The sequence below is a fragment of the Amycolatopsis umgeniensis genome, assembly GCF_014205155.1.
In the GTDB taxonomy this organism is placed as follows: Bacteria; Actinomycetota; Actinomycetes; order Mycobacteriales; family Pseudonocardiaceae; genus Amycolatopsis; species Amycolatopsis umgeniensis.
The window spans coordinates 4,229,455-4,245,188 of the sequence record NZ_JACHMX010000001.1 but is presented as its reverse complement, the minus strand read 5'-3'; the positions used below and the strand labels follow the sequence as shown (position 1 = coordinate 4,245,188).

Below are 15,734 nucleotides of genomic sequence, written 5' to 3'. Positions count from 1 at the left end.
TGATGTCGGCGCCTCTGGCGGCCACTTGTGGCGGCCACAGTGACTGCGCCGGCGGGGACCAGCGCGTCGGATCTGAAGCGCTGGGTCACCATCGGCGTTGACGGTTCGTGCGCACATCCTGGCATGCCGGACGCCGTTTTGGTCAGTGGCGGATGCTGATTTGTTGCTGAGAAAGGGTGCCTGATCAGGGAAAATGCTAGGACGCCCGAGTGTGGGGCCGCCGAAAGTAGGGGTTTCACTCGCGTGCCGACCAGCGGACGGTGAGCCCGGACGGGTGCCGTGCCCGGCTTGATCGATGACGATCCGTGCCCGCCGTTGTGACCCATCACACGTACCGGCGCCCGTGGCAGGATGGCGGTCGTGGAGCAGAAATCCGTACGCGAAACCGTGGTTTCGAACTGGACCGACGAAGTCCTTCCGAGCCTGTCCGGCCTGGTGGCGATCCCCGCCTTGTCGCCGGCGTTCGATTCCGACTGGGCGAAGAGCGGTCATCTGGCCGCCGCCGTCGAGCACGTCCGTTCCTGGATCGCCGCCCGGGAGATCCCCGGCGCGACGCTCGAGGTCGTGGAACTCGAAGGCCGCAGCCCGCTGCTGGTCGTCGACGTCCCGGCGACGTCCGAATCGGCCGAGAAGGGCACCGTGCTGTTGTACGGGCACCTCGACAAGCAGCCCCCGGTCGGCGGCTGGTCCGAGGGCCTCGACCCGTGGACGCCGGTGATCCGTGACGGGCGGCTTTACGGCCGCGGCGCCGTCGACGACGGCTACTCCGGTTACGCGGCGACGACGGCGATCGAAGCCGTGCGCGCCGCCGGTGGCGAGCACTCCCGCGCTGTCGTGCTGCTCGAGACCGGTGAGGAGTCCGGCAGCCCGGACCTGCCCGCGTACGTCGAGCACCTGAAGGAGAAACTCGGCACGGTCTCGCTGGTCGTCTGCCTCGACGCGGGCGGCACCGACTACAAGCGACTGTGGCTGACCACCAGCCTGCGCGGCATGCTGCACGTCAACGTCACCGTGAAGGTGCTCGAATCGGCGCAGCACTCCGGTATGGCCAGCGGCATCGTGGCGAGTTCGTTCCGCGTGCTGCGCGCGCTGATCGACCGGATCGAGAACGTGGAGACCGGCGAGATCAAGCTCGCCGAACTGAGCGTCGACATCCCGGAAAACCGTGTCGACGAGGCGCGCGGCGTCGTCGAGATCGCACCCGGCGCGGCGAAGACGCTCTTCCCGGTGGTCGGTCGCCCGGTATCCGACGACGACCTCGAACTGCTGCTCAACAACTCGTGGCGGCCGACGCTGTCGGTGATCGGCGCGGAGGGCTTCCCGCTCCCGGCCGAGGCGGGCAACGTGCTGCGTGACAGCACCACCCTCACGCTGAGCTTCCGGCTCCCGCCGACCGCCGACGCGAAGGCCGCGATGGAGGCCGTCCGCCACGCGCTCACCACCGACGTGCCCTACGACGCTTCGGTCGAGCTCAGCGGGTTCCAGGCAGAGAACGGCTGGAACGCGCCGGACACCGCGCCGTGGCTCGACAAGGCCCTGCACCACGTGAGCGGCGAGGTCTTCGGCGAGCCGCACAAGAGCTACGGCATGGGCGGGTCGATCCCGTTCATGGGGTTGCTCGGCGAGAAGTACCCGGAGGCGCAGTTCCTGGTCACCGGCGCCTGCGGGCCGGACTCGAACATCCACGTGCCGGACGAGTGGCTGAACATCGACTTCGCGCAGCGGGTCACCGAAGCGGTCGCGCACATCCTGGACGCGCACGCACGCAGCTGATTTCCCCACTCACGCTGCAAGGAAAGGCCCCTTCGTCGCAAAATTCGCGATGAAGGGGCCTTTCACGCGTTCACGGGAGGATCATGTTCGAGGGATTCAAGCTCGAAAAGGTCGACACCGGCGAAGTCACCTTCAGGGTGCGCCACGGCGGTTCGGGTCCGCCCCTCGTTCTCCTGCACGGACATCCCCGCACGCACACCACCTGGTACGACGTCGCGCCCCGGCTCGCGGACGCGTTCACCGTCGTCTGCCCGGATCTCCCCGGTTACGGCCAGTCCTCGAAACCCGAGAGCACCGAAGACCACTCCGCCCACTCGAAGCGCGCCATGGCGCGGCACATCGTCGCGCTCATGCGGCATCTCGGCCATGAGCGATTCGCCGTCGCCGGGCATGATCGCGGCAGCGCCGTCGCCTACCGCCTGGCATTCGACCATCCGGAAGCCGTCACGAAGCTGGCCATCCTCGACGGCATCCCGATCGGCGAGCACCTTTCCCGCGCGGACGCGAAGTTCGCGCAGGCCTGGTGGCACTGGTTTTTCTTCGGCCAGCTCGCGAAACCCGCTGAGCGTGTGATCAACGCGGATCCGGACGCGTGGTACGGCGGTGATCCCGAGGCCATGGGCGCGGAGAACCACGCCGATTTCCTGCGCGCGATCCACGATCCCGAGACCGTCCACGCGATGCTCGAGGACTACCGCGCCGGCCTCGGACCCGACCGCGAAGCCGATGACGCGGACAAGGCGGCTGGGCGGAAACTGGCTTGTCCTCTGCTCATGCTGTGGTCCAGCCGCGACGACATGGCCGACCTCTACGGCGACCCGATCGCGGTGTGGCGTGAATGGGCCGAGGACGTCCGCGGTTTCGCGATCGAGTCCGGCCATCACGTTGCCGAGGACAACCCGGCCGATCTCGCGGCGGCGCTACGGGAGTTCCTGGGCTAGGCGAACTTGTTCAGTGCCGCGGTGAGCTCGGTCAGCTGCGGCGTGAAGCGCTGGTACGAGAACGGCGTCTCGTTGTTCCACGGGATCAGCTTCCCGGCCTTCACCGCGGGCAGCTGGGCCCAGGTCGGCACGCCGCCGAGCCCGTCCGGGCCGAGCGAGAGCGAACCGCCGCGGTTGTCGTACATGATCACGTCGGCCGGGTACTTGCCGATGTTCTCCCAGCTGATCTGCTGGTAGTAGCCGCCCTGGCTCTCGTCCGGCGCCTCCGGCGTGACGAAGTTCAGCCCCTTGCTCTGGTAGTGCTTCGAGGTCGCGAACTTCGGCGCGTTCGCGACGTAGACGACGTCCTTCTGCGCGGACACCAGCAGGATCTTCAGTCCGGCGGCCTTCTTGGCCGCCTCACCGAGCGCGGCGTCAGCCTTCTCGTACTCGGCCTTCGCGGCCTGGATCGCCGGGGTCTCGGTGTCGGCACCGAGCGCCTTCGCGAGCGAGATGAACTTCTCGATTCCCTCGGGCATCGAGATGTCCTGCAGCCGGACGCCGACACTCGGCGCGGCCTTGTCGATCTTCTCCGTCTGCGTGTCCGGGACGTACCACATCTGCTCTTTGAGGTACATCACGCTGATCAGCAGCTGCGGGTTCAGCGAGACGAACTTGTCGAAGTTGAACTCGTTCCACACGTTCCCCAGCGAGGTCACCGTGGTCAGGTCGACGCCGCCCGCCTGCGGGTCCGGCTTGCCGTCGGCGAACTTCGACGGGCCGAAGATCCCGACCGACTTCACGCCGAGGTCCCACAGCGCCGCCGCGGCGGTCACCTGCGCGACGATCCGGGTCGGCCGCTCGCCTTCGAGCTTGCGGCCGCGGTCGTCGGTGAAGGACCAAGTCGTGCCCGCTCCCGGCTTGGGCGCCTCTTCCTGATAGCCGCAGGCGGTCAGGAGGCCGGTGGCGCCGAGCGCCGCGGTACCGGCGAGGAAGCCGCGTCGGGAGAGGTGCATTCGAGATCTTCTTTCGCTATGGAGCCGGGTTTCGTCGTTAGGCTAGCCTTCGCTTACTGTGAGGGCCATGGTCCAGGTCACGGAGCGCGTCAGATCACCCCGGACCAGCGTCTCCGTGAGAACGCTGGTCCTGGTGGCGTCGCTTGCCGCGCTCGTCGCGGTCGTCTTGCTGTCGATCGGCTTCGGTTCGAATCGCCTTTCGCTCGGCGAAGTCCTGCACGCCCTCTTCGCCTACGACGGCAGCTACAACGACGTCGTCGTCCGCGACGACCGCCTGCCCCGCACGGTGCTCGGCCTGCTGGTCGGGATGGCGCTCGGGCTGGCGGGCTCGCTGATGCAGGCGATCACCCGCAACCCGGTCGCGGAACCCGGTCTGCTCGGCATCAACCACGGCGCCGCCGTCGCCATCGTGCTCGGTTCCACGGTCTTCTCGCTGACTTCGCCCGACCAGTACATCTGGTTCGCCTTCGCCGGGGCGCTGGTGGGCACCACGCTGGTCGCGGTGATCGGCGGGACGCGGGGCGCCACGAGCCCGCTGCGGCTGGTGCTGGCCGGTGTCGCGATCCAGGCGGTGTTCATCGGGATCAACCAGGCCATGCAGATGATCAACACGCACAACCTGCAGGCCATGCGGTTCTGGCTGGTCGGCTCGCTGATCAACCGGAACCTGGACCAGCTGTCCGTGCTGCTGCCGTTCTTCGTCGCCGGGGTGGTGATCGCGGTCGTGCTGGCCCGCGCGCTGAACGCCTTGGCACTCGGGGAAGACACCGCACGCGGTCTCGGCGCGAATCCGGCGCTGGTCCGCGCCGCCGGGATGGTGGCCGTCGGGCTGCTGTCGGCGGCGGCGACAGCGGCCTGCGGGCCGATCGCCTTCGTCGGCCTGATGATCCCGCACGTCGTCCGGTCGCTGATAGGCCAGGACGAGCGCTGGGTGATGCTGCTGTCCGCGCTTCTCGGACCGGTGTTGCTGCTCGGCTGCGACATCCTCGGCCGCGTGGCCGCTTCGCCAGCCGAGATCCAGGTGGGCGTGATGACCGACGTCGTCGGCGGGATCGCGTTCGTGATCGTGGCCAGGCGTCTGAAGGCGGTGCGCCGATGACCGCGCTCGTCCGTCGCGAGTCCGGTTTGGACAGACGATCGACGGTCGTCGTCGCCGCGCTGGTCTTGGTGACCTCGGCCCTCGTCGTGCTCTCGGTCGGCACCGGCGACTACGAGATGAGCCCCGGCGAAGTGCTCGCGACCCTCGCCGGTTCGGGTACGAAGGCGCAGTACCTGGTCGTCATGGGACGGCTTCCGCGGGTGCTGGTCGCGATCCTCGTCGGCGCCGCGCTGGCACTGGCCGGGGCGATCTTCCAGACGGTGACCCGGAATCCGCTCGGCAGCCCGGACGTCATCGGGTTCACCACCGGTTCGGCGACCGGCGGGATCGTGACCCTGCTGTTCTTCGGCGGCGGACCCGGCGTCGTCTCGCTCGGCGCGCTGGCAGGCGGGCTGGTGACCGCACTCGTCGTGATGGCATTGTGCGCGCCGCACGGTCTGCTGAGTTCGCGGTTGGTGCTGCTCGGGATCGCGGTCAGCGCGGTGCTGGGCGGGGTGAACGCGTATCTGCTGGTGAAGGCGAACCTCGAGGCCGCCGCGGAGGCGGTCGGCTGGCTGGTCGGTGACCTTTCCGGCCGCGACTGGACCTACTTCGTACCGCTGGCGGTCGTGATGGCGGTGCTCGTCCCGATCGTGTTCGCGAACGGGCGTGCGCTGCGCATGCTGGAGATGGGCGACGACACCGCCATCGGCATCGGCGTCGACGTCCCTCGCGTGCGGCTGATCCTGGTGCTGGTCGCCGTCGCGCTGGTGGCGGCGGCCACCGCCGCCACCGGGCCGCTCCAGTTCATCGCCCTCGCCGCACCGCAACTGGCCCGGCGGATGACGCGTTTGCCGGGGCCCAACCTGGTCGCGTCGGCCTTCGTCGGCGCGACCTTGGTCGTCGCGGCGGACTACGTCGGCCAGCGACTGCTGGAGTCCTCGTTGCTGCCCGCGGGTGTGGTCGCGGCGGCTCTCGGCGGCGTCTACCTGCTCTGGCTGTTGCTCCGGCGCCGGGCCTAGGTCAGCCGGGTCAGCTGCACCGAGACGTCCAAAGTGGACTGGCCGCCGCCGGTGAAGATGCCCTTGAGCGGCGGCACGTCGGCGTAGTCGCGGCCGTACGCGACCCAGACGTGCCGCGGCCCGACCGGGATCCCGTTCGTCGGGTCGTAGGCCCACCAGCCGCCGGTCCAGACGTCGACCCAGGCGTGGCTTTCGCCCTCGACCGTCTCGCCGAGCTTCGCCTCCGGTTTCGTGTGCAGGTACCCGGAGACGTACCGCGCGGGGACGCCGATCGCGCGCAGCATCACCAGCGTCACATGCGCGAAGTCCTGGCAAACCCCTTCGCGCGCACGCCAGGCGTCGGTCGCCGTGCTGTGCACACCGGTCGTTCCCGGCTGGTACTTGAGCTGGTCGTTGACCCATGCGCAGACCGCGAGCACGGCCTCCGCCGGGTCGAGTCCCTTCCGCAGTTCGCGCGCGACCTTCGTCAGCTCCGGATCGCGCGGCGTGTACGACGTCGGCGTCAGGTACTCGGTGCGATGGTCGACCACGGTGTCACTGCGCAGGTCCTTCCACGACGCCGATCGGATCGGCTCGCCTTCGTCGGCGGTCTCGACCACGGACGTCGCGAGCACGGTGAACTCGGTGTGCGGCGCGTGAAGGTCGAACGAGGTCACGACGGTGCCCCAGTAATCGGTGTACCGGTACGCACGGGTCGCCGGCGTCGTCTCGACACGGTTCACGACCGTGGTCTGCCGCCGATCCGAACGCGGGGTCAGCCGCGCCTCGTTGTACGACTGCGTCGCCGGTGTCGCGTACCGGTATCCCGTCCGGTGGGCCACCCGAAGCTGCCAGGTCACAGCGAAACCTCCGCACCGCTCCAGGCCACCCACGGTGACGAATGGAAGTACTGCACCGAAACCGCGTCGCCGATGTCCTTGATCGAAGTCTGCAGGGCGCCGAGCCGCTTCGGCAGGTCGTCCAGCAGATCCGACTGCCGCAGGAACTCCAGCTCGCTGCGAGCGCGGCCGAGCTGTCGCAGCGCCTCGGACTTCTCGTTGGCACGCGAGTTGACGCCGGGGTCCAGCCGCTCCAGGCATTCCTCGGCCTGGCGCAACGCGTGGAACACCGACCGCGGGAACAGCGTGTCCCGCATCAGGAACTGCACGACACGGGCGGCGTCGAGCGCACCGCGGTAGGTCCTCAGGTACGTGTCCTGCGCCCCCGCCGAGCGGAGCACGGTGATCCAACCGGGCGAGGACGCACTGTCCTGGACTCGCGAAAGCAGCAGCCGCACCACCATGTCCGCGCGTTCCACCGACCGGCCGAGCACCATGAACAGCCAGCCGTCGTCGCGGCTCATCGTCGAATCCGCGAGTCCGGCGAACATCGCGGCGCGTTCCTCCACGAAGGAAAGGAAAGCGTGCGGCCCGGCGCGGCGCGCGTACCGCTGTCTGTCCGGGACCGCGTTCCACGTCGCGTTCAGGCATTCCCACAGCTCGGTCGAGACGACCTCCCGGGCGCCGCGTGTGTTCTCGCGGGCCGAGTTGATCGAGCCGACGATCGACGCCGGATTGTCCTTGGCGTAGGCGACCAGTTCGGTCAGCTTCCACACGTCGAGCGAGTCCATGCCCTCCGGCGAAATGCCGAGGACGGCGAGCAACTGACGGCTCGCGTGGTCCGGGTCGACGCTGGCGTCTTCGAGCAGCTGGTGCACGGAGACGTTGAGGATCCGGGAGGTGTCGTCGGCGCGTTCGACGTACCGGCCGATCCAGTACAGCGATTCCGCGTTGCGGGCTAGCACGAGTTACCTCCCTGTGCCTGTTGTTGCTGCTGTTGCTGGGTGGTGGTCAGCTCGGGGCCCTGTTCGGCGACCAGACCGTCCACTTGGGACAGTGCACCGAGCGCAGGCCGCTCCAGCTCGCGTTCCGCCGTGGAGGACCGCGGCGCCAGCACCCAGGTGTCCTTGGAGCCGCCGCCCTGCGACGAGTTGACCACCAGGCTGCCCTCGGGGAGCGCGACCCTGGTCAGCCCGCCCGGCAACACGAAGATCTCCTTGCCGTCGTTGACCGCGAACGGGCGGAGATCGACGTGCCGTGGCGCCAGTCGTTCGTCCACTTTGGACGGAACGGTGGACAGCTGGACCACCGGCTGGGCGATCCAGCCGCGTTTGTGCGCCCGGACCTTCCGCTTCAGCGCGGCGAGCTCGGCAGGCGTCGCCTCGGGCCCGAACACGATGCCGTACCCGCCGGAGCCTTCGACCGGTTTGACCACGAGCTCGTCCATATGCTGCATGACGTGGTCGAACTCGTCCGGCAGCCAGCACCGGAAGGTGTCCACGTTGGGCAGCAGCGGTTTCTCGTTGAGGTAGTACTTCACCATCTCGGGCACGTAGGTGTAGACGAGTTTGTCGTCGCCGACACCGTTGCCGACGGCGTTCGCGACCACCACGTTGCCCGCGCGGGCCGCGTTGAGGATCCCGGCGACGCCGAGTACGGAATCCGGCCGGTAGTGCACCGGATCGAGGAATTCGTCGTCGATCCGCCGGTAGATGACGTCGACCTGCCGTTCGCCCTCGGTGGTGCGCAGGTAGACGACGTTGTCACGGCAGAACATGTCGCGGCCTTCGACCAGTTCGACCCCCATCAGCCGGGCCAGCAGCGAATGCTCGAAGTACGCGGAGTTGTGCACACCGGGCGTGAGCACGACGACCATCGGGTCGGCGACGTTCGCCGCGGCCGCCGCCCGCAGCGCGCGCAGCAGATGCGAGGCGTAGTCGCCGACGGGGCGGACCCGGTGCTGCGCGAACAGATCCGGGAAGACACGCGCCATCGTGCGGCGGTTCTCCATCACGTACGACACACCCGAGGGATTGCGGAGGTTGTCCTCCAGTACCCGGAACGTGCCCTCCTCGTCGCGCACCAGGTCCACACCGGACACGTGGATACGGACGCCGTTGGGCGGGTTGATCCCGAAAGCCTCGCGCTGGAAATGCTCACACGAGGTGATCAGGCGCCGGGGGAGAACGCCTTCGCGCAGGATCTGCCGGTCGCCGTAGATATCGGCGAGAAAGGCCTCGAGGGCGCGCACCCGTTGCGCCACACCGCGTTCGAGTTTGCTCCATTCGGCCGAAGTGATCACGCGCGGCACCAGGTCGAGCGGGAACGGGCGTTCCTGGCCGGACAGCGAGAAGGTGATGCCCTGATCCACCATGGCCCGGTCGATGGCCGCTGAGCGGGACGAAAGATCCGTCGAGGTCAGCGCGGAAATCGACTCGTACAACGCGCGGTACGGCTGGCGGACAGTGCCGTCGGCGGTGAACATCTCGTCGTACGCGCCCGCGTGCGGCCTTGACGGCGAGAGGTAGCCGTCGAACTGCGCTCCGGGTTTCGCCGCCCGCCTCGCCGACGTCGTCGTCCGCGGGCGGCGGCCCGCGGGTGGGAGGCGCGGCGCCGAGTTGTTGTTCATGGGGTCATCGTGACCCATGGACCCCGTCCGGCGCGAGATGCCGGGGCTGGCTTGGTGGAATGATCGCCCTGATGCTAGCCTCCCGGGCGTATTCAAACCTGACTGGGGAAGGTTGAATTCTGTTTGGCGTTTCGCAATACGATAATTCGCGCGCAATCTGCCCGATAAGCGGGATCTGAATTTTCATGCACTTTTCAAGGGGAATCGTGAAGAATCTTGTGAAGGCGTTCATCGTGGCCGGTGCCGCGGTGTCGGCGTTGGCTGTCCCGGGTGTCGCGATGGCAGCTCAGGACGGTGCCGCGGCGCCGTCGACCAGTGTCGGCGTAACGGATGTCAAGAGTCGCTGGTGCGGCCATAACTACAATAGCTGTGTCCGTGAGCGGAGCGACTTCGCCCGATATTACAAAGTTGGGCCGCTCCAGTACTTCCCTGTTGACCCCAGTTGTGCGGGTATCTGCTACAACGGCTACAAGTTCGATTATTGGAACAAGTAAACAAGGCGACGGTGGGGCGCTTCGGCGCCCCACCGTGTTTCACGTGCTGGGCCAGTTGAACCCCTGTCGGGATCCGCCGGACCGAGGTCGGCTCGATCCCGTCGTCGGGACGATCTCCGCTGGAAACAGCGCTGTAACGTCTCGGTGCTGTGCTTGCCGCCGGATGAGTGGCAATATGCGTGCTCTCGACACATGGGAACTACAAGGAGTGACGACGTGGCCCGATTCAAAGCGCTCGCCCTGATCCCGGCGCTCGCCCTCGCCGCGGGGGCGTTGACCGCCTGTGGTGAAGAAGGTGGGCAGAGCACCGCGGCCGGTGGCGTCCAGCTCGTCGCTTCCGGCAAGCTCACCACCTGCACGCACCTGCCCTACCAGCCGTTCCAGGTCAAGCAGGGCGACAAGATCGTCGGCTTCGACGTCGACCTGGTCGACCTCGTGGCGAAGAAGCTGAATGTCGAGCAGAGCATCGTCGACATCGCCTTCGAGAACATCGAGTCCGGCGAGGCGATGAACACCGGTCAGTGCGACCTCGCCGCCGCCGGGATGACGATCAACGACAAGCGCAAGGCGAAGTTCGCCTTCTCCGACCCGTACTTCGAGGCGTCGCAGGCGCTGCTGGTCAAGACCGGTTCGCCGATCAAGGACCTGAGCAACGTCGCCGGCAAGAAGATCGGTGTCCAGTCGGCCACCACCGGTGCCGACTACGCCAAGGAAAAGGCCGCCGGCGCCGAGATCGTCACCTTCGACGACCTCGCGCTGCTGGAGCAGGCCGTCAAGAGCGGCCAGATCGACGCGGGCGTCAACGACAACGGCGTGCTCTACGACTTCGTGAAGACGAACCCCGACACCACCGTCGTGACGGAGTTCAAGACGAACGAGTTCTACGGAATCGGCATGAAGACGGGCAACACCGCCCTGCTCACCCAGGTCAACGAGGTCCTCAAGGCCTCGGTCACCGACGGCTCGTACGCGCAGATCTACCAGAAGTGGTTCGGCAAGGCGCCGACCTGGCAGCCGGGCAGCCCGACCGCCGGTTGATAGTCCGTCCCCCGTGGCCGGTGCCCAGCGCACCGGCCACAGGTTTGTCGCCACCTGTTTGAGGAGAGAAATGGCACTGAGCCGCCGCCAGCGACGATCGGCGTTCCGGTGGGCGCAGTACGCGCTGTTGCTGGTGATCGTCGTGGTGTTCGCGTTCCTGGCCGACTGGGGACGGCTGGGCAAGGCGTTCTTCGATCTCGACGTCGCCGCGAAGCAGTTCCCGGACGTCATCACCGTCGCACTGAAGAACACCATCATCTTCACCGCGCTGGGCTTCGCGCTCGGCCTCGGCCTCGGTCTCCTGCTCGCGCTGATGAGACTGTCTTCGGTCGGCCCGTACCGCTGGTTCGCGCGCGGGTACATCGAATTCTTCCGCGGCCTGCCCGCGCTGCTGATCTTCCTGGCGGTCGGTGTCGGGGTGCCGATCGCCTTCCCGAACGTGTTCCTGCCGCGGAACATTTCGATCATGCTGGCGCTGGGCATCGTGTCGTCGGCTTACATGGCCGAGACCATCCGCGCCGGTATCCAGGCGGTGCCGCGCGGACAGGTCGAGGCCGCGCGTTCGCTCGGCATGTCGCCCGCGCGCACGATGATCACCGTCGTGATCCCCCAGGCGTTCCGGATCATCCTGCCGCCGCTGGCCAACGAGCTGATCATGCTGACGAAGGACTCTTCGCTGGCGTTCCTGCTCGGCACCACGCCGGCGCAACAGGAACTGGCGCAGTTCAGCCGTCAGGCGCTGCTGGAGGCCAAGGGGCTGACGCCGATCGTCGTCGCCGGTCTGTGCTACCTGGTCATCACCATCCCGCTGTCGATCCTGCAACAGCGGCTAGAGAAGAAATACGGAGCCGGAGTGCCCGGCGGAGGAACGGTATGAGCACCCAGACGATCGTCGAGGTTTCAGGACTGCACAAGGCGTTCGGCGAACTCGAGGTGCTCAAGGGCATCGACCTCCACGTCGAGCGGGGACAGGTCGTCTGCATCATCGGCCCGTCCGGTTCGGGCAAGTCGACGCTGTTGCGCTGCGTCAACCTCCTCGAGGAACCGCAGCAGGGCAAGATCGTGGTCAACGGCAGCGAGATCACCGATCCGGACGTCGACATCGACGGCGCCCGCACGAAGATCGGCATGGTCTTCCAGTCCTTCAACCTGTTCTCGCACCTCAGTGTTCTCGAGAACCTGACTGTCGCGCAGCGCAAGGTTTTGAAGCGCGGCAAGGACGAGGCGGACCGCATCGCGCGGGACAACCTCGCGAAGGTCGGCCTGGCGGAGAAGGAGTCTTCGCTGCCGACACAGCTTTCCGGTGGACAGCAGCAGCGCGTCGCGATCGCCAGGGCGTTGTCGATGGATCCGGACGTGATGCTGTTCGACGAGCCGACTTCGGCGCTGGACCCCGAGCTCGTCGGTGACGTCCTCGCGGTCATGCGGCAGCTCGCGCAGGAGGGCATGACGATGCTCGTCGTCACGCACGAGATGCAGTTCGCGCGCGAGGTGGCCGACATCGTGCTGTTCATGGACGGTGGCGTCGTCGTCGAACAGGGCGCGCCGGATCAGGTCATCGGCGACCCGCAGGAGGAACGCACGAAGACGTTCCTCTCGCGGGTCCTCAACCCGAACCACCAGGACTAGCGGCCCCGGAGCTGAGACTCCAGCTGGACCACCTTCGAGGCGATTTCGTGCGGCCCGGCGCCCATGAGGCTCACCCAGCCCTTGGCGTCCGGGCCGAACACGACGCGGCCCTGCTCGGTGTCCATCCAGCCCGGTGGTTTCTCGACGCGTTTCCGGTTGCCGCCACCGTCACGGATGGCGACGTACAGCCTTCCGAAGAAGAGGTGCGGCGACCGGATCCACTGGAGGATCTTCTTCGCGTCGCGGATGCTCGGACCGCTGCCGGTCAGCATTTCGCCCTTCATGAGGACGTGCAGATCGGCTTCCGAGCAGTTCAACGACGGCGTGCGCGCGGCGGGAGCCTCCGGGAGCAGCCCGGTGAAATCCTGCGAGAGGGTGTCCGGCCTGGTCGGCTTCAAGTAGACGACCTTGTCGACCAGGACGACCGTGAGCGCCTCCCGGCCACTCCCCGCCGCGCGAACGGTCCGCTCACGTCCCTCGGACTTCACCCACGAGTAGTACTCGACCGCGGGCCGCTGCAGGAAACGCAGCGTGTCGAGGAACTCGTCGTCGATCCGGCCGTGCCTGAGCAGTCCCTGTCTGTCCAATTCGGACTGTGCGGTGGCGGCCAGCGCACGGCGTTCCTCAGGCAGGTACCATTGCGCGCCACGGACGAGCGTCGGGTGGATGTCGCCGAGATTGTGGTGGTCCAGCAGGGTTTCGTATGTCTGGAGCGTCAGCTCGACGGGCTTCTGGAGCACGGTTATGCGCCGATCACCGGCGGGACCGGCTTGTCACCGTCGTAGCCGCCGAAGAGGGAGTCTCCGTCCTCTTCCTGCAGCGTGATCTTGCGCTGGTGCTCCTCGTCCTCGCCGCCCTTGCCACCTTTACCGGCTCCACCCATGCCGCCGCCCATGCCGGGCGCGCCGGGACGTCCTGCCCCCGGGCCCCCAGCCGGCGCTCCGGCCGGCCCGCGCATCGCGCCTTCGCCGGGCATGCCCGCTCCGACACCGCGCCCGGGCCCCATGCTCCCCGGCCCGCCCGTCGACCCGCCCGGCCCGAACCCGCCACCGGGCCCGAATCCGCCGCTGAACCCGCCCGATCCCGGGCCGAATCCACCGCCGCCACCACCGGGTCCGCCGCTGCCAGGCCCGCCAGGACCGAAGTTGGGCGGCCGGAACTCACCCGGCCGCATGGCGGGCGCGGGTTTCACCGACGAGAGATCGGTCCCGTCGTTCGGCCGCGGAGACGGCAGCGGTCGCGGCGGTTGCGGCATCCGCGGCGGCTGAGAGATCTGCGGTGGCCTCGGCGCTTGGTAACCCTCGGCCCCCGGAGGCGGACTGTACGAACTCGGCCCACCGGTGTACCCGCCGGGACCAGGATGCCGCCCGCCTGAGTCGCCATGCCCTCCGCTGAACCCGCTGACCTTGGTCTGACCAGGGTCGACCGGATCCGGCGTGATCGGCCCCGACGCGACGTTCGGATCGTGCGCGGCCGGATAGACCGGCGCGAGCGACTGCTGCCGGGGCTGGGTGCTCTGGTAGTACGGCTCGTAGACCTCGACGTTGTGCTTGGTATCCGCGTCGAACTTCGCGGCCGCGATCTCGTCGTCACTCGCGCCGATGGACACGATGTCCTCGGGACCGCTGTCCCCGGCGCGCTCCTTCTCCACGGGGCGGACATTGCCGCGTGTGTAATGGAAAGAGGCGTTCTGGTCGAACATCGACTGACGGGCGCGGTCCATGTTCTCGCCCGCGATCTTGGAGGTCGCGATGAGCGGGGCGAGGCCCGCCGCGCCGCTGTCGGCGGCTTTGCCCTTCCAGAAGGAACTCAGCGCCGTCTGGCTGTCTCCCATGGCTTTGCTGATGTCCTCGTGGATGATCAGCAGCTTGTGGGACGAGACCTGTGCCCTGTCGAGGGTTTCCGTCGTCGCGGGGTTGGCGTTGAGCTTGTCGAAGATCTCCCAACCGCTGTAGGTCATCGCCTAAGCCCCCTTGAGATTCTTGATCGCCGCGGCCGCGATCTTCGTGGCCATGCCACAGGGATCCGCGAGCATCGGGTGGTCGCTGGAGAGAAGCGGGATCACCGTGTAGACGAGATCGTCGCGAACACCGACCGCGAGCGTGCAGGTTCCCTTGCCCTCACCGCCGTTGGCGTAGATGACGGCCGGGTATCCGTCGATCGGATCCACCGGCTTGAAGGTGGTGAGACCGCCTCGCGCCTTCTGCGCGTAGAGCGTGCTCAATCCCTGTTTGTTGCCTGTCACGAGTCCGGCGTTGACAGTGCTGGGGCCATCCGCGAAGGACCAGGTGCACCCCTTGCCCATGGTCATCGGCTCGATGCGGCTGCCGTCGATCTTGCCGCCGATCGTCTCGATCTCGGCAGCGGGAACGGCGGTGCACGGATCCGTCTCGATCGCGGCGGTGTTGGCGATGGGATTCGTGACCGCGGGGGCACCGTCAGAAGGGAGCGCCGCCGAGGAGGGGGCATTCGTCGGTGAGGGCTTGCCGGTCTTCTGCTCACTACAGCCACCGACCAAGGCCACGGTGGCCAGCGTCGCGATGGTCAGGATGGTGGTCGTGGGTCGCATCAGTCGACCTTTCCGATCTGGCGAAGCGCGTCTAGGGCTGCTTGGTCTTGCTGTTGGTAGGCAGTCCGGATCTTCTTCAAGGTAGCGAGATAGGCGTCGGTGTAGTCCCAGGCGCTCTGGAGGAACGTCTTGTAGGCGGCTCCCGAAGTATTGGCGGCGGCCGCGAAGCCTTCGCTGCCGACTTCGGTGCCGGGGGGCTGGATCTGGTCCAGCCACGTTGCCTCGAACCTGGCCCGGCTGAAGTCCTTGTCCATGCACTCTTCGAGGGACTTGATCACCTTGTCCATGGCGGCCGGATCGAACTCCCAGCCACCGTTCGCCGATGCCGAGGCGAAGTCGGCTTTCGCCTGGCCACTGCCCAGTTCGCCGTAGTTCGGCGGTGGGGTTGGCGGAGGCGGTGCCGCGGCGGCGCCCGGGATCAACCCCGAGCCCGGCGGCGGTGCCTGCGGCGGTGTGGTGTTCAGCTGGTTGTAGACGCCCTGTGGGCCGCTTCCCGGTCCTGTCATGTCGTGCCTCCCCGCACGGGCCGCGTTAGGGCGCGACCTACCCGTAGTTCACCTCTGACTCCAACCGGTGACGATAGCAGCAGGTAAACCGTTGATCAGGCCTTTCGTGGAAGATCACCTTCCCAAGGCCCGCAACCGGTGTGTTTTGTCCCGAACGGCCCTTTCGGCTGGTCCGGGAACTCCGGCGGCTGTTCTGCCGTCGTAACCCCATGGCAGTTTCCGGTCTACTGTCCTGGGCCCCT

General features: G+C 67.5%; 16 protein-coding genes. 8 read left to right on the top strand and 8 right to left on the bottom strand.

The features are described from left to right. Positions 1-360: 360 nt before the first annotated feature. Together HDA45_RS19785 and HDA45_RS19780 are read left to right on the top strand one after the other, a co-directional pair. Entirely contained in the window at positions 361-1,773 is a 1,413-nt protein-coding gene (locus HDA45_RS19785) for a M20/M25/M40 family metallo-hydrolase (protein WP_184897456.1), read from the top strand. 83 nt (positions 1,774-1,856) lie between these two features. Beyond that, complete coding sequence (locus tag HDA45_RS19780; protein ID WP_184897454.1) at positions 1,857-2,714, top strand: alpha/beta fold hydrolase; 858 nt, start codon at positions 1,857-1,859, stop codon at positions 2,712-2,714. Here HDA45_RS19780 and HDA45_RS19775 read toward each other — a convergent pair. Next, complete coding sequence (locus tag HDA45_RS19775; protein WP_184897452.1) at positions 2,711-3,709, bottom strand: ABC transporter substrate-binding protein; 999 nt, start codon at positions 3,707-3,709, stop codon at positions 2,711-2,713. The genes HDA45_RS19780 and HDA45_RS19775 overlap by 4 nt on opposite strands. A gap of 115 nt (positions 3,710-3,824) precedes the next feature. On the opposite strand from HDA45_RS19775, the gene HDA45_RS19770 reads away from it, so the two are divergent. Together HDA45_RS19770 and HDA45_RS19765 are read left to right on the top strand one after the other, a co-directional pair. After that, positions 3,825-4,808, top strand: coding sequence for an iron chelate uptake ABC transporter family permease subunit (locus tag HDA45_RS19770; RefSeq protein ID WP_184897450.1), 984 nt, complete (start codon positions 3,825-3,827; stop codon positions 4,806-4,808). Continuing rightward, positions 4,805-5,809 carry a FecCD family ABC transporter permease gene (locus tag HDA45_RS19765; RefSeq protein ID WP_184897448.1) on the top strand — a complete coding sequence of 335 codons (1,005 nt, stop codon included), beginning with the start codon at positions 4,805-4,807 and terminating at the stop codon, positions 5,807-5,809. Before HDA45_RS19770 ends, HDA45_RS19765 begins: the two co-directional genes overlap by 4 nt. On the opposite strand, the gene HDA45_RS19760 is transcribed toward HDA45_RS19765, so the two are convergent. Genes HDA45_RS19760 through HDA45_RS19750 form a run of 3 tightly spaced genes read right to left on the bottom strand, consistent with a single transcriptional unit; the run spans position 5,806 to position 9,256 of the window. Further along, positions 5,806-6,648, bottom strand: a complete 843-nt coding sequence (locus tag HDA45_RS19760; RefSeq protein ID WP_184897446.1) for a transglutaminase domain-containing protein — start codon at positions 6,646-6,648, stop codon at positions 5,806-5,808. The two genes, HDA45_RS19765 and HDA45_RS19760, sit on opposite strands and share 4 nt — an antisense overlap. Beyond that, a complete protein-coding gene (locus tag HDA45_RS19755) occupies positions 6,645-7,592 on the bottom strand; it encodes an alpha-E domain-containing protein (RefSeq protein WP_184897444.1) in 948 nt (315 codons plus the stop codon). Before HDA45_RS19755 ends, HDA45_RS19760 begins: the two co-directional genes overlap by 4 nt. Beyond that, positions 7,586-9,256: a circularly permuted type 2 ATP-grasp protein gene (locus tag HDA45_RS19750; RefSeq protein WP_184897442.1), complete on the bottom strand. Its 1,671-nt coding sequence runs from the start codon at positions 9,254-9,256 to the stop codon at positions 7,586-7,588. Before HDA45_RS19750 ends, HDA45_RS19755 begins: the two co-directional genes overlap by 7 nt. A 206-nt stretch (positions 9,257-9,462) precedes the next feature. Between HDA45_RS19750 and HDA45_RS19745 the strand changes: the two genes are divergently transcribed. The 4 genes from HDA45_RS19745 to HDA45_RS19730 all read left to right on the top strand — a co-directional run bounded on the left by HDA45_RS19745 (position 9,463) and on the right by HDA45_RS19730 (position 12,417). Continuing rightward, complete coding sequence (locus HDA45_RS19745) at positions 9,463-9,750, top strand: hypothetical protein (protein ID WP_184897440.1); 288 nt, start codon at positions 9,463-9,465, stop codon at positions 9,748-9,750. Between the two features lie 216 nt (positions 9,751-9,966). Continuing rightward, on the top strand, positions 9,967-10,788 hold the full coding sequence (locus tag HDA45_RS19740) for a transporter substrate-binding domain-containing protein (protein ID WP_184897438.1): 822 nt from the start codon (positions 9,967-9,969) through the stop codon (positions 10,786-10,788). Positions 10,789-10,858: 70 nt separating this feature from the next. Next, positions 10,859-11,665, top strand: a complete 807-nt coding sequence (locus HDA45_RS19735) for an amino acid ABC transporter permease (RefSeq protein ID WP_184897436.1) — start codon at positions 10,859-10,861, stop codon at positions 11,663-11,665. Next, positions 11,662-12,417, top strand: a complete 756-nt coding sequence (locus HDA45_RS19730; protein WP_221471183.1) for an amino acid ABC transporter ATP-binding protein — start codon at positions 11,662-11,664, stop codon at positions 12,415-12,417. The genes HDA45_RS19735 and HDA45_RS19730 overlap by 4 nt, the downstream gene beginning before the upstream one ends. Here the strand turns inward: HDA45_RS19730 and HDA45_RS19725 are convergent. From HDA45_RS19725 to HDA45_RS19710, 4 genes are read right to left on the bottom strand one after another with little or no spacing between them, the layout of a single operon-like run. Next, positions 12,414-13,157, bottom strand: coding sequence for an ESX secretion-associated protein EspG (locus tag HDA45_RS19725; RefSeq protein ID WP_184897434.1), 744 nt, complete (start codon positions 13,155-13,157; stop codon positions 12,414-12,416). The two genes, HDA45_RS19730 and HDA45_RS19725, sit on opposite strands and share 4 nt — an antisense overlap. Before the next feature lie 2 nt (positions 13,158-13,159). Next, complete coding sequence (locus HDA45_RS19720; protein ID WP_184897432.1) at positions 13,160-14,377, bottom strand: hypothetical protein; 1,218 nt, start codon at positions 14,375-14,377, stop codon at positions 13,160-13,162. 3 nt (positions 14,378-14,380) lie between these two features. Then, positions 14,381-14,986 (bottom strand): DUF3558 domain-containing protein, encoded by a 606-nt coding sequence (locus HDA45_RS19715; RefSeq protein ID WP_184897430.1) that lies wholly within the window; start codon positions 14,984-14,986, stop codon positions 14,381-14,383. Continuing rightward, on the bottom strand, positions 14,986-15,492 hold the full coding sequence (locus HDA45_RS19710; protein ID WP_184897428.1) for a hypothetical protein: 507 nt from the start codon (positions 15,490-15,492) through the stop codon (positions 14,986-14,988). Before HDA45_RS19710 ends, HDA45_RS19715 begins: the two co-directional genes overlap by 1 nt. Positions 15,493-15,734: the final 242 nt, after the last annotated feature.